The 17,041-nt window shown below is 65.5% G+C and carries 21 protein-coding genes; 15 read left to right on the top strand and 6 right to left on the bottom strand.

All coding sequences use genetic code 11. The annotated features are described in order from the left end of the window. Positions 1-66: 66 nt before the first annotated feature. Both choW and choV read left to right on the top strand, forming a co-directional pair. The gene (gene choW / locus ACT6QU_RS03605; protein ID WP_024587491.1) at positions 67-921 is read left to right on the top strand and encodes a choline ABC transporter permease subunit; all 855 of its coding nucleotides are present in this window, start codon (positions 67-69) and stop codon (positions 919-921) included. After that, positions 918-2,105: a choline ABC transporter ATP-binding protein gene (gene choV, locus ACT6QU_RS03600; protein ID WP_444563705.1), complete on the top strand. Its 1,188-nt coding sequence runs from the start codon at positions 918-920 to the stop codon at positions 2,103-2,105. The genes choW and choV overlap by 4 nt, the downstream gene beginning before the upstream one ends. 3 nt (positions 2,106-2,108) lie before the next feature. On the opposite strand, the gene ACT6QU_RS03595 is transcribed toward choV, so the two are convergent. Next, on the bottom strand, positions 2,109-2,315 hold the full coding sequence (locus tag ACT6QU_RS03595) for a DUF1059 domain-containing protein (RefSeq protein ID WP_444563706.1): 207 nt from the start codon (positions 2,313-2,315) through the stop codon (positions 2,109-2,111). Between the two features lie 260 nt (positions 2,316-2,575). Here ACT6QU_RS03595 and ACT6QU_RS03590 point away from each other — a divergent pair, with 260 nt between their 5' ends. The 7 genes from ACT6QU_RS03590 (at position 2,576) to ACT6QU_RS03560 (ending at position 8,985) form a co-directional block, all read left to right on the top strand. After that, positions 2,576-3,337 carry a 3-hydroxyacyl-CoA dehydrogenase gene (locus ACT6QU_RS03590; RefSeq protein ID WP_444563707.1) on the top strand — a complete coding sequence of 254 codons (762 nt, stop codon included), beginning with the start codon at positions 2,576-2,578 and terminating at the stop codon, positions 3,335-3,337. Positions 3,338-3,347: 10 nt separating this feature from the next. Next, positions 3,348-4,490: a CaiB/BaiF CoA transferase family protein gene (locus ACT6QU_RS03585; RefSeq protein ID WP_444563708.1), complete on the top strand. Its 1,143-nt coding sequence runs from the start codon at positions 3,348-3,350 to the stop codon at positions 4,488-4,490. A gap of 2 nt (positions 4,491-4,492) precedes the next feature. Then, on the top strand, positions 4,493-5,263 hold the full coding sequence (locus ACT6QU_RS03580; RefSeq protein ID WP_444563709.1) for a HugZ family pyridoxamine 5'-phosphate oxidase: 771 nt from the start codon (positions 4,493-4,495) through the stop codon (positions 5,261-5,263). A gap of 108 nt (positions 5,264-5,371) precedes the next feature. Next, positions 5,372-5,716: an ArsR/SmtB family transcription factor gene (locus tag ACT6QU_RS03575; protein WP_024587497.1), complete on the top strand. Its 345-nt coding sequence runs from the start codon at positions 5,372-5,374 to the stop codon at positions 5,714-5,716. 74 nt (positions 5,717-5,790) lie between these two features. After that, positions 5,791-5,997 carry a heavy-metal-associated domain-containing protein gene (locus ACT6QU_RS03570; protein WP_444563710.1) on the top strand — a complete coding sequence of 69 codons (207 nt, stop codon included), beginning with the start codon at positions 5,791-5,793 and terminating at the stop codon, positions 5,995-5,997. A gap of 5 nt (positions 5,998-6,002) precedes the next feature. Continuing rightward, positions 6,003-8,180: a heavy metal translocating P-type ATPase gene (locus tag ACT6QU_RS03565; protein ID WP_444563711.1), complete on the top strand. Its 2,178-nt coding sequence runs from the start codon at positions 6,003-6,005 to the stop codon at positions 8,178-8,180. A 7-nt stretch (positions 8,181-8,187) separates the two neighbouring features. Further along, the gene (locus tag ACT6QU_RS03560; RefSeq protein WP_444563712.1) at positions 8,188-8,985 is read left to right on the top strand and encodes a TrmH family RNA methyltransferase; all 798 of its coding nucleotides are present in this window, start codon (positions 8,188-8,190) and stop codon (positions 8,983-8,985) included. Here the strand turns inward: ACT6QU_RS03560 and ACT6QU_RS03555 are convergent. Together ACT6QU_RS03555 and ACT6QU_RS03550 are read right to left on the bottom strand one after the other, a co-directional pair. Then, entirely contained in the window at positions 8,950-10,074 is a 1,125-nt protein-coding gene (locus tag ACT6QU_RS03555) for a hypothetical protein (RefSeq protein WP_444563713.1), read from the bottom strand. The genes ACT6QU_RS03560 and ACT6QU_RS03555 overlap by 36 nt on opposite strands. 129 nt (positions 10,075-10,203) lie before the next feature. Then, positions 10,204-10,788, bottom strand: coding sequence for a DUF1134 domain-containing protein (locus tag ACT6QU_RS03550; protein WP_152529602.1), 585 nt, complete (start codon positions 10,786-10,788; stop codon positions 10,204-10,206). Positions 10,789-11,031: 243 nt separating this feature from the next. Here ACT6QU_RS03550 and chpT point away from each other — a divergent pair, with 243 nt between their 5' ends. The 4 genes from chpT to ACT6QU_RS03530 all read left to right on the top strand — a co-directional run bounded on the left by chpT (position 11,032) and on the right by ACT6QU_RS03530 (position 13,047). After that, positions 11,032-11,661 (top strand): histidine phosphotransferase ChpT, encoded by a 630-nt coding sequence (chpT, locus tag ACT6QU_RS03545; RefSeq protein WP_444563714.1) that lies wholly within the window; start codon positions 11,032-11,034, stop codon positions 11,659-11,661. Positions 11,662-11,775: 114 nt separating this feature from the next. After that, positions 11,776-12,144: a response regulator gene (locus ACT6QU_RS03540; RefSeq protein WP_024587504.1), complete on the top strand. Its 369-nt coding sequence runs from the start codon at positions 11,776-11,778 to the stop codon at positions 12,142-12,144. 100 nt (positions 12,145-12,244) lie between these two features. Next, positions 12,245-12,514 carry a DUF433 domain-containing protein gene (locus ACT6QU_RS03535; RefSeq protein WP_444563715.1) on the top strand — a complete coding sequence of 90 codons (270 nt, stop codon included), beginning with the start codon at positions 12,245-12,247 and terminating at the stop codon, positions 12,512-12,514. Beyond that, positions 12,514-13,047: a DUF5615 family PIN-like protein gene (locus ACT6QU_RS03530; RefSeq protein ID WP_444563716.1), complete on the top strand. Its 534-nt coding sequence runs from the start codon at positions 12,514-12,516 to the stop codon at positions 13,045-13,047. Before ACT6QU_RS03535 ends, ACT6QU_RS03530 begins: the two co-directional genes overlap by 1 nt. Here ACT6QU_RS03530 and ctrA read toward each other — a convergent pair. Further along, positions 13,005-13,700 (bottom strand): response regulator transcription factor CtrA, encoded by a 696-nt coding sequence (ctrA, locus tag ACT6QU_RS03525; RefSeq protein WP_024587507.1) that lies wholly within the window; start codon positions 13,698-13,700, stop codon positions 13,005-13,007. The two genes, ACT6QU_RS03530 and ctrA, sit on opposite strands and share 43 nt — an antisense overlap. Positions 13,701-14,101: 401 nt before the next feature. On the opposite strand from ctrA, the gene ACT6QU_RS03520 reads away from it, so the two are divergent. Beyond that, positions 14,102-14,467, top strand: a complete 366-nt coding sequence (locus tag ACT6QU_RS03520; RefSeq protein ID WP_024587508.1) for a hypothetical protein — start codon at positions 14,102-14,104, stop codon at positions 14,465-14,467. Between the two features lie 77 nt (positions 14,468-14,544). Here ACT6QU_RS03520 and ACT6QU_RS03515 read toward each other — a convergent pair whose 3' ends face one another. Together ACT6QU_RS03515 and sciP are read right to left on the bottom strand one after the other, a co-directional pair. Beyond that, positions 14,545-15,168 carry a PepSY domain-containing protein gene (locus tag ACT6QU_RS03515; RefSeq protein ID WP_444563717.1) on the bottom strand — a complete coding sequence of 208 codons (624 nt, stop codon included), beginning with the start codon at positions 15,166-15,168 and terminating at the stop codon, positions 14,545-14,547. Positions 15,169-15,329: 161 nt separating this feature from the next. Continuing rightward, complete coding sequence (gene sciP, locus ACT6QU_RS03510) at positions 15,330-15,605, bottom strand: CtrA inhibitor SciP (RefSeq protein ID WP_024587510.1); 276 nt, start codon at positions 15,603-15,605, stop codon at positions 15,330-15,332. A gap of 250 nt (positions 15,606-15,855) precedes the next feature. On the opposite strand from sciP, the gene mnmA reads away from it, so the two are divergent. Then, complete coding sequence (gene mnmA, locus ACT6QU_RS03505; protein WP_444563718.1) at positions 15,856-17,034, top strand: tRNA 2-thiouridine(34) synthase MnmA; 1,179 nt, start codon at positions 15,856-15,858, stop codon at positions 17,032-17,034. Positions 17,035-17,041 lie beyond the last annotated feature (7 nt).

Genomic DNA, 17,041 nt, shown 5'->3' with positions numbered 1-17,041 from the left:
GTGTGATTTCGGAGCGGCCGGCAACGATCCGGCCGCTTCGCGTTTGAACTTCGAGGGGATGAGGCGATGGACCCGGTTTCGGATTGGGTGGCAAGCGAGAAGATTCCTGTCGGGCGCTGGGGGCAGACGCTCTTCGACTTCCTGATCGGCAATTTCGCCTGGTTTTTCGATTCCATTTCCAATGGCTTGCGCACGGTTCTGGATTCGATGGTGAACCTCATCATGTGGTTTCCGCCGGTGGTCGTCGTCCTCGCCATCGCCGCCCTGGCCTTCGCGCTCAAGCGCTCCTGGAAGCTGTCGCTGGGAGTGATGCTGGGCCTGCTCTTCATCATCAACCAGGGGCTCTGGTCCGAGACGGTGCAGACGCTCGTGCTCGTCGTATCGGCCGCGACCGTGTCGATGGCGATCGGTGTGCCGATCGGCATCTGGGCGGCGCATAACGACCGCGTCTATGCCTGGCTGCAACCGGTGCTCGACCTGATGCAGACCCTGCCGACCTTCGTCTACCTCATCCCCGTCCTGATCCTCTTCGGCCTAGGCATCGCGCCGGGCCTGATCGTCACCGTGATCTTCGCCTGTCCGGCCCCGATCCGCCTGACCTATCTCGGCATCAAGTCGGTGCCCCGGCCGATGCTGGAGGCGGGCGAATCCTTCGGCGCGACGCGCAGCCAGTTGCTCTGGAAGGTCGAACTGCCCTCGGCCCTGCCGACCATCATGGCGGGGCTGACCCAGTGCATCATGCTGTCGCTGTCGATGGTGGTGATCGCGGCGCTGATCGGCGCGAACGGGCTCGGGAGGCCGGTCGTGCGGGCGCTGAACACGGTCAACATCCCGCTCGGCCTCGAAGCGGGCCTCGCCATCGTGGTGCTGGCGATCATCCTCGACCGGATGGCGCGGATCGGCCAGGAGAAGGCCAAATGAGCACCGCCGTCGAGTTCCGCCGCGTCGACATCGTCTTCGGCACGCAGGCCGAGCAGCGCGCCGCGCTGCCGCTTTTGGATGCCGGCGCCAGCCGCTCGGAAATCCTGGAAAAGACCGGCGCGGTGCTCGGCTGCTGCCAGGCGGACCTGATCGTCCACAGCGGCGAAATCTCGGTCCTGATGGGCCTGTCGGGTTCGGGCAAGTCGACGCTGCTGCGCGCCGTCAACGGACTGAACCAGGTGACCCGCGGCGCGGTGATCGTGCACGACAAGGACTGGCAAGCCGACGTGGTGAGCTGTTCGCCCGCCAAGCTGCGCCAGATCCGCCGCGAATGCGTGGCGATGGTGTTCCAGCAATTCGCGCTCCTGCCCTGGCGCACCGTGGCGGAGAATGTCGGCTTCGGCCTCGAACTGGCAGGCGTGCCGGCCGCCCAGCGCAAGGAGCGTGTCGCCGCCCAGCTCGACCTCGTCGGTCTGACGCAATGGGCCGACAAATATGCGCATGAGCTTTCGGGCGGCATGCAGCAGCGCGTCGGCCTTGCCCGCGCCTTCGCGACCGACGCGCCGATCCTCCTGATGGACGAGCCCTTTTCCGCCCTCGACCCGCTGATCCGAACCAAGCTGCAGGACGAGCTGCTCGACCTTCAGGACAAGCTGAAGAAGACGATCCTCTTCGTCAGCCACGACCTCGAGGAAGCGCTGAAGATCGGCAACACGATCTCGATCATGGAGGGCGGGCGGATCGTCCAGACCGGCGCGCCGGAGGAGATCGTGCTGGCGCCGGCGAACGACTATGTCCGCGACTTCATCGCCAATGTGAACCCGCTCTCGGTGCTGACGGCGTGGAACATCATGCGCGACGCGCGCGACCTCGACGCCGCCGGCGACAACTGGCTTTGGCTCGACCGCCGGCACACCACGCGCTTCAAGTTCGACGAAAACATGCTGGTGATCGATGCCGAGCGCAACGGCACGCCGGCGATCTGGGTCTCGTGCGAGAACATGGAAGACCTGCCGGCCGACAAGCCGCAGGTGTTCTGGGCCTCGCCGGGAACGCCGCTCAAGACGGTGATGGCCGCGATGCACCGCTCGGCGACGGCGCCTGTCGCGCTGTTCGACGAGCAGTCGCGCTTCGTCGGCTCGATCGGCGTGCGCGACGTGCTGAAGGCGGTGATCCGGCGCTGACGCCTACGCGGCGCGGCTTGCCGGCGGGTTGCCCTTGTGGATCGCCTTGGCGATTTCCGAGCGGAACTCCGGCGTGTCGTGGTGGCCGTGAACGGCGACGGCGTGTTGGACCGCAGCGTCGACGAGTTCGCGCTCATTGTCGGCGGCGATCGCGACGGTGCAGTTCATCTCGCTGGGGAATTCGCGGCAGTCGATGTAAATACGTCCCATGTGAACCTCCCGGAACCTGCGCCCATCGGGCGCAGTGGGAAGGATACGCCTGCGGCCGGGGCTGCGAAATAGATCGATGGATCGTCGCTGCGACCCCGGGCAAGCGTCTCCCCTACCCGTACGGAACCGTGCAATTCGGCCAAACCGGCTATGCGCGGGGCCCATGAGAAGCACGTGAACACGTGCTTGCACGCCGTCCTCGTGCCCCGCTAAGATGGGGGTCGATTGTTCTATCTCATAACATTTCCGGAGGAATTTTCATGAACCCATCAGGTCACGTCGCGGTCGTCACGGGCGGCGGTTCGGGTCTCGGCGAGGCGACGGCGCGGGCGCTGGCGGCCAAGGGCGCCAAGGTCGCCCTGTTCGACGTCGGGCTGGAACGCGCGCAGAAGGTGGCGGCGGAGATCGGCGGCATCGCGGTCAAGTGCGACGTGTCGAACGCGGAAGCCGGTGAAGCGGCGTTCAAGGAAGTTTCGGAAAAGCTCGGCGAGCCGCGCATCCTGATCAATTGCGCCGGCATCGCCATCGCGATGAAGACGCTGAGCAAGGACGGCGTCCACCCGCTCGACGCCTATCGCAAGGTGATCGAGGTCAATCTGATCGGCACCTTCAACATGATCCGCCTGATGGCCGACCGCTGCCAGAACCTCGAGCCGATGGAAAGCGGCGAGCGCGGCGTCATCGTCAACACCGCTTCGGTCGCCGCCTATGACGGCCAGATCGGGCAGATCGCCTATGCATCGTCGAAGGGCGGCGTCGTCGGCATGACGCTGCCGGCCGCGCGCGACCTCGCGCGTTCGGGCATTCGCGTGTGCACCATCGCGCCCGGCATCTTCATGACGCCGATGCTGGCCGGCCTGCCCGAGGACGCCCAGAAGTCGCTCAGCCAGCAGGTGCCGTTCCCGCCGCGTCTCGGCCAACCGGCCGAATATGGCGCGCTGGCGGTTCACATCGTGGAGAACCAGATGCTGAACGGCGAAACGATCCGTCTCGACGGGGCGATTCGCATGGCGCCGAAGTAAGGCGCGCGGCGTGGGGGAGGAAAAGCGCGCCGGACCGCTCGCCGGCCTCACCGTCATCGAGATGGCGGGGCTCGGCCCCGTCCCCCTCGCCGGGCTGATGCTGGCCGAACTCGGCGCGCGCGTGGTGCGCGTCGAGCGCAAGGCGAAGGCGCAAGCCTTCCTCCACGTGCCGCCCGAATTCGACCTCGACCGGCACGGCCGCGACATCGTGAAGGTCGATTTGAAGGACGAGCGCGGGACCGCGCTGGTGCTCGACCTGATTGCCGGCGCCGACGTCCTGATCGAAGGGTTCCGGCCGGGCGTGATGGAACGGCTCGGGCTCGGGCCGGACATCTGCATGGCGCGTAACGAAAAGCTGGTCTTCGCGCGAATGACAGGGTTCGGGCAGGACGGGCCGCTTGCCGACCGCGCCGGACACGACATCACCTATCTCGCCTATTCGGGTGCGCTGCATGCAATCGGCGAGAAGGACGGCAAGCCGGTGCCGCCGCTCAATCTCGTCGCCGATTTCGGTGGCGGGACGATGTTCCTTCTGACCGGGCTGCTGGCGGCGCTGGTCGAGCGCGGCATTTCCGGCCGGGGCCAGGTGGTGGACGCGGCGATGATCGACGGCGTCGCCATGCTGACCGCGCCGTTCCACTCGTTCCTGGCGACCGGATTCTGGAAGGACGCGCGCGGCTCGAACCTGCTCGACACCGGCGCACCCTTCTACGACACCTACGAGACGGCAGACGGCAGGCATGTCGCCGTCGGCTGCCTCGAGCCGCAATTCTTTGGCGAGTTCGCACGGCTGCTGCCGCTCGATGCGGCGTTCGTTCCAAGACAGTACGATTTGTCGTGCTGGGGTGAGATGCGCGCGGCGATCGCGGCGCGGTTTCGCGAAAAGACCCGCGACGAATGGGCGGCGATCTTCGAGCCGACCGAGGCCTGCGTCGCGCCGATCCTGTCGCTCAGCGAGGCGACGCGTCATCCGCACAATGTCGCGCGCGACGTGTTTGCGGCGAAGGGCGCGATGACCCGGCCGCGCCCTGCCCCGCGCTTCTCGCGCACGCCGGGCGCGGTCGCGGAAATGGGCGTTGCGGCCAGCCTTGCCAGCTTGGGCATTGCGGCGGACCGGATCGAGGACCTGACCGGCGCAGGCGTGATCGGCTGACCATGGCGGAGACGAAGAAGGACGTTCTGCGACCGACCGACGCCGAGGCGATCCGGCTCGGCCGGACGCTTCTGCGCGCCGCGCGCCATGCCGCATTGGCGGTGCTGGAGCCGGAAAGCGGCTGGCCGCTCGCAAGCCGCGTTTCGGTCGCGACCGACTGTGCCGGGCGTCCGCTGATCCTCGTCTCGACGCTTTCGACCCATACCGGCGGGCTCGTGGCGGATGCGCGCTGCGCGCTGCTTTTCGGCGAAGCCGGTAAGGGCGACCCGCTCGCCCATCCGCGCATGACGCTGAAATGCCGCGCCGAACGGATCGGGCGCGAAAGCGAAGACCATGCGGGCGTCGCGCAGCGCTTTCTGGCGCGTCATCCGAAGGCGGCGCTCTATGCCGATTTCGCGGATTTCTCGTATTTCCGGCTGGAGCCGGAGGAAGCGAGCCTCAATGGCGGGTTTGGCAAGGCGTATCGGCTGACGCGCGAGGAGTTGATGAGTGATGCGGCGGTCGCGCGGGCGCTGGAACGCGCCGGGCCCGGCGCGGTGGCGCATATGAATGACGACCATCGCGACGCGATCGCGCTCTGCGCGAAACACTTTGCCGGCGTCGCGGAGCCGTTCGACTGGAGGATGACGGGGATCGACCCCGACGGGTTCGACCTCATGGTCGGCGACCGCGCGGCGCGTATATTTTTCGCCGAGCCCCTGAAGTCTGCCGGCCAGATGCGGGAAATGCTCGTCCAGATGGCAAGGGTTGCGCGCGGGCGCGAAGCCGGTTGAACCGGCGTTCCGATCCGTTCAATTGATGCAAAGTTTTGTGATTGCGCGCAACCTGCGTGGCCGCCGGACGTTGTCCGTCAAATTCTCTTCGAATTACCGAGGGGTAGGATGGTATCCGATGAACTCGTCAGGAATGCCGGCAAGGCCGCCGGGCTGCTTGGCGTCCTGGGCAATGAGAAGCGCTTTGCCATCATGTGCCACTTGCACGATGCCGAGCTTTCCGTAGGCGCAATCGCAGAAAAAGTGTCGCTGAGCCAGTCGGCTTTGTCGCAGCATCTCGCGAAGCTGCGCGCGATGGACCTCGTCCAGACGCGGCGCGACCGGCAGACGATCTTCTACAGTTGCGACGCGCCATCCGTGCAGCTCCTGCTTGAAACAATGGAACGCATCTACGGCAGCGCCCCCAAGCGCCGGCAGAACGGCGAACTGCACGACGACCGCAAGGCAAGCTGAAGCGGTTCCCAAACGGGCACTTGACCTTCTAGCGACTGGAAGCCCTATCTCCTGTTCAACAAGGAGAATGGCTGATGCAGATCGATCTCGAAATCGGCGGCATGACGTGTGGCGGGTGCGTCAGATCCGTGACGCGGGTGCTCGAAGCCGTGCCCGGCGTGAACGCTGCAAATGTCGATCTTGAAAAAGCCCGCGCCCAGATCGAGGGCGAGGCTCTCGATGCCGCAACGCTGATCGCTGCCGTCGAGGATGCGGGCTTCGACGCACGTCAAGCCAAGTGACGCCGATGACGACCCATTCGCTCGACATTTCCGGCATGACCTGCGCCGCCTGCTCGGCGCGCGTGGAAAAGACGCTGTCCCGGGTGCCCGGCGTGACGCGGGCGAACGTCAACCTGGCGATGGAGCGCGCCTCGGTCGAGACCGGGACGGATGTTGCCGTCGATGCGTTGATCGCCGCGGTGAGCAAGGCGGGATACGAGGCGCGGCTGCGCCGCGACGACCTGGCCGCGCAGCGCCTTGCCGATGAGCGGCGCGACGCCGAGCGGCGCGCGGACGAGCGCCAGACGCTGCTGCGGCTCGTCGTCTCGGCGCTTCTGACGGTCCCGCTGGTCATTGGAATGCTGCCGATGATGACCGGCACCGGCCATGCGTGGATCGGACCTTGGACGCAGACGGTTTTGGCGACCGGCGTGATGGCGGTGGCTGCGCCGCGCTTCATGCGCGAGGCGGTCGCGGCATTGCGCGGCGGCAGCGCGAATATGGCGGTGCTCGTCGTGCTCGGCACTGGCGTCGCGTATGTCTATTCGCTGGTGCTCGTGCTTCTCGGCGAAACCCACGCCCATCTCCACTACGAGGCGGCGGCCGTCATCCTGACGCTGATCACCGCCGGCAAGTATCTCGAGGCGCGCGCCAAGCGCTCGACCTCCGCCGCGCTGACGGCGCTCGGGCGGTTGGCGCCGCGCGAGGCGGAGCGGATCGGGCCTAGTGGGGCGGAGATCGTCGCGGTGGAAAGCCTTGGTGCTGGCGACCGCGTGCGCGTGCGGCCCGGCGCGATCATCCCTTGCGACGGGCGCATCCTGGCGGGACAGTCGAGCATCGACGAAGCACTGGTGACGGGCGAAAGCCTGCCGGTCGACCGAAAGCCCGGCGACGTCGTCATCACGGGAACGGTGAATGGCGAGGCCGTGCTCGATATCGAGGTGACGGCGGTCGGCGCCGACACGCGGCTTGCACGCATGACGCGCCTCGTCGAGGACGCGCAGATCGGACAGGCGCCGATCCAGAAACTGGTCGACCGCATCTCGGCGATCTTCGTGCCGACCATTCTGGTGATCGCGGCGCTGACCTTTCTCGGCTGGTGGCTGATCGGCGGCGACGCCGTCGCGGGAATGGTTTCGGCAGTGGCGGTGCTCGTCATCGCCTGCCCCTGCGCGCTCGGCCTTGCGACGCCGACGGCGCTCGTCGCCGGAACGGGCGCAGCCGCGCGCGCGGGCATCCTGATCCGCGACATCGAGACGCTGGAGCGCACGGACGCAATCCGCACCATCGCCTTCGACAAGACCGGAACACTGACGCTCGGCGAGCCGGAATTGGTGGAGATCGCGGTGGCGGAGGGCAGCGAGGCGGAGTTGCTGGCGCTTGCGGCGGCGGTCGAGGCGCAAAGCGAGCATCCGCTCGCCAGGGCGCTGGTGCGGCGCGCGGGTGCGGATTTTCCACCGGCGATCGAGACGCGCGCGATTGCGGGACGCGGGCTTGCCGGCGTCGTCGGCAACCAACGCGTCGCGGTCGGCAATGCGAGGCTGGCGGCAGAGGAAGGCGCTGACCGGGCATCGCTCGATGCGTTGACTTCGCGGCTGACGGTGCGGGGCACGACCTCCTTCGTGACGATCGACGGGCGGCTGGCGGGCGCGTTCGTCTTCGCCGACAGGGCACGACCGGAAGCAGCCGACGTCGTCGGCGACCTCAAGGCGCGCGGGCTGTCGGTCGTGATGCTGACGGGCGACAATGAAGCGGCAGCAGAGGCAATTGCGGCCGAGACCGGTGTCACCGACTATCGCGCCGGGCTGACGCCCGAGGACAAGGTCGCGGCGGTGCGCGAGCTCGGCACGCGAAGCGACGTCGCCTTCGTCGGTGACGGGCTCAACGACGGACCCGCGCTGGCGGCCGCGAAGCTCGGCATCGCGCTCTCGTCGGGAACGGAAGTGGCGCGCGAGGCGGCCGGGATCACGCTGATGCGGCCCGACCTGCGACTGGTCCCCGCCGCGCTCGACATCGCGCACAGGACCAAGCGCACGATCCGCCAGAACCTCGTCTGGGCATTCGTCTACAACGTCATCGGCATCCCGCTCGCCGCCTTCGGCATCCTCTCGCCGGTCTTTGCAGGCGCGGCGATGGCGCTCTCCTCGGTCTCGGTGGTGACGAATTCGGCGCGGCTTGCACGGTGGCGGGCCGGCGTGAAATAAGCCGGCGATGACGCCGATAAAGATCACCGACCCCGACGATCCCCGCATATCCGCCTATCGCGATGTGCGCGAGCGCGACCTCGTCGGGCGGCAGGGGCGCTTCGTCGCCGAAGGCAAGGTGGTGCTGAACGTCCTGTTCGGCGCGCGGCGGTTCGAGACGGAATCCGTGCTGATCCTCGACAAGCGGCTTTCCGGCATGGAGGAGACGCTGGCGGCAAAGCCCGCCGATGCGCCGCTCTACGTCGCCGACCAGGCGACGATGGACGCGATCGCCGGCTTCCACATCCACCGCGGCATACTGGCGATCGGGGCGAAGCGGGCGCCGGAAGATGCCGGCGCGATGCTTGCCGCCCTGCCCCGCGACGCGCTGGTCGTCGCGCTGGTCGGCATCGCGAATCACGACAATGTCGGCGCGATCTTCCGCAACGCCGCCGCGCTCGGCGCCGATGCGGTGCTGCTCGACGCGGCAAGCTGCGATCCGCTCTACCGCAAGGCGATCCGCGTGTCGGTCGGCGCGGCGCTGAAGGTGCCCTATGCGGTTCTTGGCGATGCAGCGGCCATGTTCGACGCATTGGACGCCGCCGGCTTCGAGCAACTGGCGATGACGCCGCGCGATGCAGAAGACCTTGCGACGATCGCGCCGGCGGGTCGGCAGGCGATCTATCTGGGTGCGGAGGGGCCGGGACTGCCGGAAGATCTGATGGCGCGGATGCGGCGGGTGCGGATCGACATGGAGACCGATTTCGACAGCCTCAACGTCGCGGCCGCCTCAGCGATCGCCCTCCATCGCCTCCGCGGGAGCTGAACGGGCACGCTCGGACGCCTCGCGCAGGGCGCGGATGCGCTCGGCGAGGCTGACGGGCAACCCCTCGCCCGCGGCCTGCGCGGCCTCGATGGCCTTGCGGATCGGCGATTGCGGGCCTTCGAGCGTGGCAGTCATGTTGACCATCTCGGCGGCGAGCTGGTGAAGCTGGTCGCGCAGTCGCGCATTGTCCTCGCCGGCCGGCTTCGACGATGCGGCCTGCGATTTCAGCTTCTTGTTCTCGCGCGTCAGCGTCGCGAGCTTCTTTTCGAGGCGGTCACGCTCGGCAGCGATCTTGTCTGCGGCATCCGGCGCGGCGGAAAGATCGGCTGGCGCCTGGCCCTTGAGGCGCGCGATTTCGTTTTCGCGCCGCTCCAGCCTGTCCTCTCGGTCGGAGAGGTCGGAAAGCAGGCGTTCGATCCGGCGATTGGCGTCCTCGGCCTTGCGGGTCTCCACCTTCAGCGCCTCGCGCATCGCCTTGTTGTCGGCGGTCACTTCGCGCAGCTTGCGCTCGGTCTCGTTACGCTGGTTGCGCAGCGAGGCGAGGTCGGTGGCAAGCCGGTCGATCTCGGTCTCGCGCGCGACGATTTCGATCTGCCGGCTGCTGGAGGTAAGGCTGGCATCCTCGTAGAGCGCGGACAGCCGATCGAGTTCGCTCTTGCGGGTGAAGGCATCGGCATGTTCGGAGACGAGCCGGTTTTCCAGATGGGCGACCTTCTCGTCATGGCCGGTGATCGTGGCGCGCATTTCCTCGATCTCGGCCTCGAGTTCGGCGATGCGCGTGTCGCGCGTCAGCATCACGTCGCCGCTCGAGCCGAGCGCCTGGCGCTGGCGGTCGAGCTCGACCATCTGTTCGGCGATACGCGCCCGCGCGGCCTTGAGTTCGATCTCGATCTTGCGCTGCTTGAGCGCGGCTTCGGCGCGGATACGGTCCTTGTCGGCCTGGATTTCTTCGCGCGTCAGCGGCAGACGCGCCTCGATGCGACGCGTCGTCAGGCGCTCGGTGCGCCGGCGCAGCGCCGGGGCGAATAGCAGGCCGATGAAGGCGGCGGTCAGAAAACCGAGGCCGAAGAACAAGAAGGTCTGGATCACAAACGCTTTTCCATGGACGGCCCGATGACGATACTGACGTGGTGGACCCTGATCCCGTTCTGATCAAGCCTTACGCGCAAATTGCGGCGGAGAACCGCCGCAAGACTGTTGATGGCCGCGTTCTTCGCGTTAGAACGGGTTCCAGGTCGGGCTTTGCGTGACCTTGAGGTAGCCGACATTGACGCCCAGCCGCGCGCCGACGCCGGTGCGCACCGGAACGAGCAGGATGTTGCCGTTCTTCATCACGTTGAAGCCGAGGCCGGCGACGAGATAGGCCGAACCCGCGACGCCTGCATAACGCTTGCCGTAAAGGTTCGGCACGGCATCGAGATTGTAGACCAGGACCATGGTGCGCGAGCCCTGCCCGCCGGCATCCCAGCCGACCGACGGCCCCTGCCAGTAAACGCGATGGTCGCCGACATTCTTGGTGTAGAGCGTGCCTTCGCCATAGGTCAGGCCGCCGATGAAGGCGCCGCCGGCTTCCTCGCCGAGGATATAGCCGTTGGGCAGGCCGTAGCTCTGGAATATCTGCTCGACGACGGTCGCGAGACCGCCCGAAGTGGAGCCGAAGAACTGGTGGCCCGAATCGACGATCTCCTGCGCGGTATAGGGCTGGTTCGCGCGCGCCGGCGCGGCGGCCACGAGCAGGGCGGCGAAAATCGCGATCACGATCGACAGGCGCGAAAGGAGAGCTGCTTGCATATGCGGTCTCATGGCGAACCTCCGTAAGAAGCGGGCGCCGCGCTCCGGTCGTGATCCGGCAGCGGCGCATTTACGTTTAAGGAACGGTAACCCGACAGGCTTAAGGAAAGGTAAGGCCCGCGGTTAAGGCGGGCTTTCTTGATGGACGCGGCGGGCTGTGTCACGACGATTGCAAATGACGTCGATACGATTCGCGCTGAGCGGGACCCGCGGCAGTCATCCGACATTTCGCATGCCAAACGAGGGGCCGATTGCATGTCCGAACTCTTCACGCTGACCGCGACCGATCTGGCCGCACTCCTGTGCAGCCGCGTCTGCCACGACGTCATCTCGCCGGTCGGCGCGATCAATAACGGCCTCGAACTCCTCGACGAGGGCGGCGCCGACGAAGACGCCATGCACCTGATCCGCACCAGTGCGCGCAACGCGTCGGCAAGGCTTCAGTTCGCGCGCATCGCCTTCGGCGCGGCCGGCTCGGCCGGGATGCAGATCGACACCGGCGACGCCGAAAGCGTCGCGCAGGCCTTCCTGAAGAACGAAAAGCCCGAACTCGAATGGACCGGCGAGCGCGAACTCCTGCCAAAGAACGCCGTCAAGCTGATCCTCAACCTGCTGCTTGTCGCCAATGGCGGCATTCCACGCGGCGGCAAGATCACCGTCAATCTGGAAAACCTGAAGGTGAAGCCGAAATTCACGCTGACGGCCAAGGGGCCGATGGTGCGCGTCCCGGCGAAGTTTCTCGAGATGCATTCGGGCCGCAAGCCGGACGAGGCGATCGACGCGCACTCCGTGCAGGCCTATTACACGCTGCTCCTGGCCCGCGAGGCCGGCATGGAGATCAACATCCGCGCCAGCGCCGAGGACATCGTGCTGACCGCCGAATAGGCGTCGATTAACCCATTATTCAGCCAACCGCTTACCCGCTTCTTTACCCGGCCCGCGTAGCGTCCTCCTGACAGACAAGGCGGGGGCCGATCGATGGACGGAAGGGATTACGGGATGAAGCGCTGCATGATCGTGGACGATTCCAACGTCATCCGTAAGGTCGCCAAGCGCATTCTCGCGACCCCGGAAATGGCCGTCGTCGAAGCCTGCGACGGCCGCGAGGCGCTGTCGCACTGCGCCGTCGAAATGCCCGACATCATCGTCGTGGACGCGCAGCTTCCCGACATGGCGACCGTCGACTTCATCCGCCAGGCGATGGCGCTGCCGACCCAGGCCAAGCCGCGCATCGTGATCTGCATGACCGAATTCGACGTCGGCGCCATCATGCGCGCCAAGCGCGCCGGCGCGAAAGGCTACATTCTGAAGCCCTTCAACCGGCCGATTTTGCTGGAACGCTTCCGCGAAATCCAGATGGCTGCTTGAGGGCTGGCGGGCCTCACGAGTACGCGTTCGTCGAGGGTAACGAGCCGTTCTTCCAAAAAGACAGGCCAACGCCTATGCTGAACGGGAAGGAGCGCCGCTGATGAGTGCATTGCAAAAGACATTGCCGTCGGTGAAGAGTGAGATCGTTCATGACCCTTCGGTCATGAGCGGCGACCCGGTTGTTCGCGGAACGAGAGTCCCGGCCATGACGATCGTCGCTTATCTCCGCGCCGGACGAACGAACCGCGAAATCTTCGAAGATTACCCGACGCTTCCGGTGGATGCGATCGAAACGGTTACCGCCTGGGCCGACGACGAACTCGGACCCGACTGGCGCCGGGCGGCAGCCACATCCCGCATCGGCGCTTGATGCATCGCTTCTTCATCGATGAATGCTTGAGCGCCGGGCTGGCGGCGCTTTGCAAGGACAGGGGCTTGCAAGCCGATTTCGGCCCGCATGTCGGCATGGCAGGTTGGCAGGACTGGAACATCGCCAAGTTCGCCTTCGAGCACGACTACGTGGTCGTAACCAACAATCGGCGTCACTTCCTGCGCGAATATCTGAAATACGACGTCCACAACGGGCTCGTCGTCATCGTGCCGAATGTCGACCGCGACCTCCAGATCGATCTTTTCTCGCGCGTCCTGGACTATTTGTCGGAACTCAACGATTTGCCGACGAACAAGCTGATCGAAATCCTCGCCGATGGTTCGATCCATGCGCGGGGATTGGTCGAGCGAAGATCACGACATCGGCCCTGTCGGCGATCCCTCGTGGACCGCCCGGTAATTCAACTCGGACCAGCAAACGAAAAAACCCGGCGCGAGGCCGGGTTATTCGTGGATCGTATGCTGGCCGGTCAGGCGCTGACGCGCATTTCCTCTGGCTCGCGCAGCACGTAGCCGCGGCCCCAGACCGTTTCAATGTAGTTCTGGCCGCCGGAGGCGAGGTCGAGCTTCTTGCGCAGCTTGCAAATGAAGACGTCGATGATCTTCAGTTCCGGCTCGTCCATGCCGCCGTAAAGGTGGTTGAGGAACATTTCCTTGGTCAGAGTGGTGCCTTTGCGGAGCGAAAGAAGCTCCAGCATCTGGTATTCCTTGCCGGTCAGGTGCACGCGCTGGCCACCGACCTCGACCGTCTTGGCGTCGAGATTGACGATCAGGTCGCCCGTCGTGATGACCGACTGGGCATGGCCCTTCGAGCGGCGCACGATGGCGTGGATGCGGGCGACGAGCTCGTCCTTGTGGAAGGGCTTGGTCATGTAGTCGTCGGCGCCGAAGCCGAGGCCGCGCACCTTGTCCTCGATGCCGGCCATGCCGGAGAGGATGAGGATCGGCGTCTTGACCTTCGAGAGCCGCAGCGTGCGCAGCACCTCGTAGCCGGACATGTCCGGCAGGTTCAGGTCGAGAAGAATGATGTCGTAGTCGTAGAGTTTGCCGAGGTCGACACCCTCTTCGCCCAGATCGGTCGAATAGACATTGAAGCTTTCCGACTTGAGCATCAGCTCGATGCTCTGTGCGATCGCACTGTCGTCTTCAATCAGCAAAACGCGCATTTCATTCCCCTTCTCCGCCAACAGCCCCGTCAGCTCGGCACCGAAGCGTTGATTTGCCTGAATCGCAGGATGCCACCGAAATGGTTAACAAACTCTGATTCAGGCTGGCAAGAGGCCATCGCAACATTCAGCAGTTTGTCGTAGCACCCTGAATCAAAAAGACGAATCCGCCATTCGCACCGTGAATCAGAACTTCAGGATTCCCCCGCAAGCGACTCATGGAAAGGCGCTTTGCGACCGTGACTTCATGTTGGGATTTTTACCCCGCCTTAAGTCCTCGTCCCTATGATTAACAATGCACGTAAACGAATGGTTACTTTCCGGCGCGATCGGGGATGGTCGCGAAGAAAAAAGTAACGATATCGACGTAGCGTGCGGGTGGCGTTTCGGGAGCGTTGAGTATGAAGTCACGTGAGAACCTGGTCCGGCTGAAGCAGTTTCAGGTCGGCGAGAAGCGCAAGCAATTGCTCCAGCTCGACATGATGATCGCCGAATTCGACAGGATGGCGGGCGAACTCGACGCGCAGATCGTTTCTGAGGAGAAGAAGGCGGGCATCACGGACGTGAACCATTTCGCCTATCCGACCTTCGCCAAGGCCGCGCGCCAGCGCCGGGACAACCTGCACAATTCGCGCAACGACCTTCTTTCGCAGCGCAGCGCCGCCGAAGAAGCCCTGACCGAGGCGGAAGCCGAACTCGCCAAGGCCGAAGCGCTCGACAATCGTAACCGCGAGACCGACTATTCCGGACGCGCCGCCACCGGCTGATCGTCCGCGCATCGAAATCAAGAAGCCCGCCCCGGCCTGACCGGGGCGGGCTTTTTCGTGCCCCAACGATTGGCGGATCAGCCGCGACGATCGTCGCCGCGTTCATGGCGCGGGCCGCGATCGTCGCGATCCCGGCGCTCCTCGCGGCTGTTCTCGCGGCGGTCGCCGCGGTCGCGGTCGCCGGCAAAATTGCCGATCGCGTATTTCTGCGCCTTGTATTCCGACTTCAGGACCTGGCCGGAAAAGCTGACCTCGAGTTCGAAGACGTCACCGCGCGCATTGCGGGCCATGATCTCGTATTCGTCGTCGTCGCGGTCCTTGACGAAGAGCATCTCGTAACCGGCCGCCTCGATGTTGCGACGGATGTCGGCTTCGCTGGCATAACCGCCGAAGGACGGGCGCGCCCAGCCATATTCGACTTCGATCTTGTCGAGATTGCCCCAGCGGTCGACCTTGATCTCGACGCGGTTGCCCGCGTCGTCGGTCGTGTAGGCCTCGATATGCTTTTTCTTCTGTTCGACGAAGGCGACGTCCTCGTAGCCATGCTCGCGGGCGATGCGGTTCATCATCTCGGTCGCTTGGTCGCGCGAGGCGCCGAACCCGCTCTGGAGCTGGGCGACGGCGGGAACCGTGGCGACGCCGGCGAGCATCGTGCCCGCGAGGGCGACGGCGGCGATGCGGGTTTTCGTGATGGTGGTCATCGGTGATCTCCTTTGATCGGTTGACGATGACCGTAAACTAGCCGCGCGGCCCCCAACCGCCCTTGAACCGCGCCGTTCAGCTCGCGTTCAACAATCGGGCGGGCCCGAAACGACAAAACGCCCGGCAGGCCGGGCGTTTCATCAAGTCCATACCGCTCTTGTCAGTGACGGTATTGCTGGATGCGCGTGGTGCGCAGGCCGGCAAGACCATGATCGTCGATGGAGGCCTGCCAGGACAGGAACTCCTCGACCGTCAGCTTGTATCGCTGGCAGGCTTCATCGAGGCTGAGCAGCCCGCCGCGAACGGCAGCCACCACCTCGGCCTTCCGGCGAATGACCCAGCGACGTGTGTTGCTGGGGGGCAGATCGGCAATCGTCAACGGGCTGCCGTCCGGCCCGATTACATATTTGACACGCGGTCTAATAAGATCGGTCATCGTACTCTCTACAACATCAAAGACCCAATCGACGGCCACACTACCGCCACAGCTTTAAGAAAGGGCTAAATCACCGGTAAGCCTACCGTAACCTTCGTGAACGGCGTCTTTCACCGGAATTTCGAATCTTAACGAGTGGGCGATTGCCTCGCGCGGGGCTGTTGGCAGCCCCTGCCCGGCTCGCCTATATAGAGCCCGACCGCCCGGACCTTGAATCCGGACCGATTAGCCAAGACGCATGAGCCGCCCGATGAACAGTCTCGATTTCGACAAGCGCCCCGAAGACACGCGGGTCGTCGTCGCCATGTCCGGCGGCGTCGATTCCTCCGTGGTCGCCGGACTGATGAAGGAACAGGGCTACGACGTCGTCGGCATCACGCTGCAGCTTTACGACCACGGCGCGGCGGTGCATCGCGCGGGCTCGTGCTGCGCCGGCCAGGACATCGGCGACGCGCGCGCGGTTTCCGAAAAGCTCGGCATTCCCCATTACGTGCTCGACTACGAGAAGCGTTTTCGCGAGGCGGTGATCAACCCTTTCGCCGAAAGCTACATCGCCGGCGAGACGCCGATTCCGTGCGTGGCCTGCAACCAGACCGTCAAGTTCGCCGACCTGTTGCAGACCGCGCGGGAGCTAGGCGCCGACGCGCTGGCGACGGGGCACTACATCCGCAGCCGCGCGAACGGCGCACACCGCTCCCTTTTCAGGCCGGTCGATGCGGACCGCGACCAGAGCTATTTTCTCTTCGCCACCACGCAGGAACAGATCGACTTCCTGCGCTTTCCGCTTGGCGGCATGTCGAAGCGCGAAGTGCGCGCGGCGGCCGAGCGCATGGGGCTGACCGTGGCCGCCAAGCCCGACAGCCAGGACATCTGCTTCGTGCCGCAGGGCAAATATGCCGACATCATCGCGAAGCTGCGGCCCGAAGCCGCCCAGCCCGGCGACATCTACCATGTCGACGGCCGGCATCTGGGCCGCCATGACGGCATCCTGCGCTACACGATCGGCCAGCGACGCGGGCTCGGCGTCGCCTCCGGCGAGCCGCTCTACGTCGTCCATCTCGACGCGCCGCGTGCGCGGGTGATCGTCGGGCCGAAGGAAGCGTTGGAGACGCACCGGATCGTGCTGCGCGACATGAACTGGCTGGGCGACGCGCCGCTCGCCGCGCTGCCTGCCGAAGGGATCGAGCTTTTCGCCAAGGTGCGCTCGACGCGCCCGCCGCGCGAGGCGCGGCTATTCGTGCGCGACGGCCAGCCGATCGTGGAGCTCGCCGACGGCGAAGCCGGGATCGCGCCCGGCCAGGCCTGCGCGCTCTATGCCGACGAGAGCGACGAGACACGCGTCCTCGGCGGCGGCTTCATCGCCCGCACCGAGCGCAGCCGCCGTTCGGAGGAAATGCTGGCGCGGCTGGAAGCCCTGCCCGCAGCGTAAAGCTCAA

The organism is Aliihoeflea sp. (assembly GCF_052435475.1).
Lineage (GTDB): Bacteria > Pseudomonadota > Alphaproteobacteria > Rhizobiales > Rhizobiaceae > Aliihoeflea.
This window is presented reverse-complemented; position numbering and strand designations above follow the sequence as displayed.

Excerpts from the sequence above, each read along its gene's own strand:
- ACT6QU_RS03595 (WP_444563706.1), bottom strand. The coding sequence starts at position 2,315 with ATGGGACGTATTTACATCGACTGCCGCGAATTCCCCAGCGAGATGAAC.
- ACT6QU_RS03515 (WP_444563717.1), bottom strand. The coding sequence starts at position 15,168 with ATGACCACCATCACGAAAACCCGCATCGCCGCCGTCGCCCTCGCGGGC.
- mnmA (WP_444563718.1), top strand. The coding sequence starts at position 15,856 with ATGAACAGTCTCGATTTCGACAAGCGCCCCGAAGACACGCGGGTCGTC.
- ctrA (WP_024587507.1), bottom strand. The coding sequence starts at position 13,700 with ATGCGCGTTTTGCTGATTGAAGACGACAGTGCGATCGCACAGAGCATC.
- ACT6QU_RS03520 (WP_024587508.1), top strand. The coding sequence starts at position 14,102 with ATGAAGTCACGTGAGAACCTGGTCCGGCTGAAGCAGTTTCAGGTCGGC.
- ACT6QU_RS03560 (WP_444563712.1), top strand. The coding sequence starts at position 8,188 with ATGACGCCGATAAAGATCACCGACCCCGACGATCCCCGCATATCCGCC.
- choV (WP_444563705.1), top strand. The coding sequence starts at position 918 with ATGAGCACCGCCGTCGAGTTCCGCCGCGTCGACATCGTCTTCGGCACG.
- ACT6QU_RS03550 (WP_152529602.1), bottom strand. The coding sequence starts at position 10,788 with ATGAGACCGCATATGCAAGCAGCTCTCCTTTCGCGCCTGTCGATCGTG.
- ACT6QU_RS03565 (WP_444563711.1), top strand. The coding sequence starts at position 6,003 with ATGACGACCCATTCGCTCGACATTTCCGGCATGACCTGCGCCGCCTGC.
- sciP (WP_024587510.1), bottom strand. The coding sequence starts at position 15,605 with ATGACCGATCTTATTAGACCGCGTGTCAAATATGTAATCGGGCCGGAC.
- ACT6QU_RS03540 (WP_024587504.1), top strand. The coding sequence starts at position 11,776 with ATGAAGCGCTGCATGATCGTGGACGATTCCAACGTCATCCGTAAGGTC.
- ACT6QU_RS03570 (WP_444563710.1), top strand. The coding sequence starts at position 5,791 with ATGCAGATCGATCTCGAAATCGGCGGCATGACGTGTGGCGGGTGCGTC.
- ACT6QU_RS03590 (WP_444563707.1), top strand. The coding sequence starts at position 2,576 with ATGAACCCATCAGGTCACGTCGCGGTCGTCACGGGCGGCGGTTCGGGT.
- ACT6QU_RS03575 (WP_024587497.1), top strand. The coding sequence starts at position 5,372 with ATGGTATCCGATGAACTCGTCAGGAATGCCGGCAAGGCCGCCGGGCTG.
- chpT (WP_444563714.1), top strand. The coding sequence starts at position 11,032 with ATGTCCGAACTCTTCACGCTGACCGCGACCGATCTGGCCGCACTCCTG.
- choW (WP_024587491.1), top strand. The coding sequence starts at position 67 with ATGGACCCGGTTTCGGATTGGGTGGCAAGCGAGAAGATTCCTGTCGGG.
- ACT6QU_RS03535 (WP_444563715.1), top strand. The coding sequence starts at position 12,245 with ATGAGTGCATTGCAAAAGACATTGCCGTCGGTGAAGAGTGAGATCGTT.
- ACT6QU_RS03580 (WP_444563709.1), top strand. The coding sequence starts at position 4,493 with ATGGCGGAGACGAAGAAGGACGTTCTGCGACCGACCGACGCCGAGGCG.
- ACT6QU_RS03530 (WP_444563716.1), top strand. The coding sequence starts at position 12,514 with ATGCATCGCTTCTTCATCGATGAATGCTTGAGCGCCGGGCTGGCGGCG.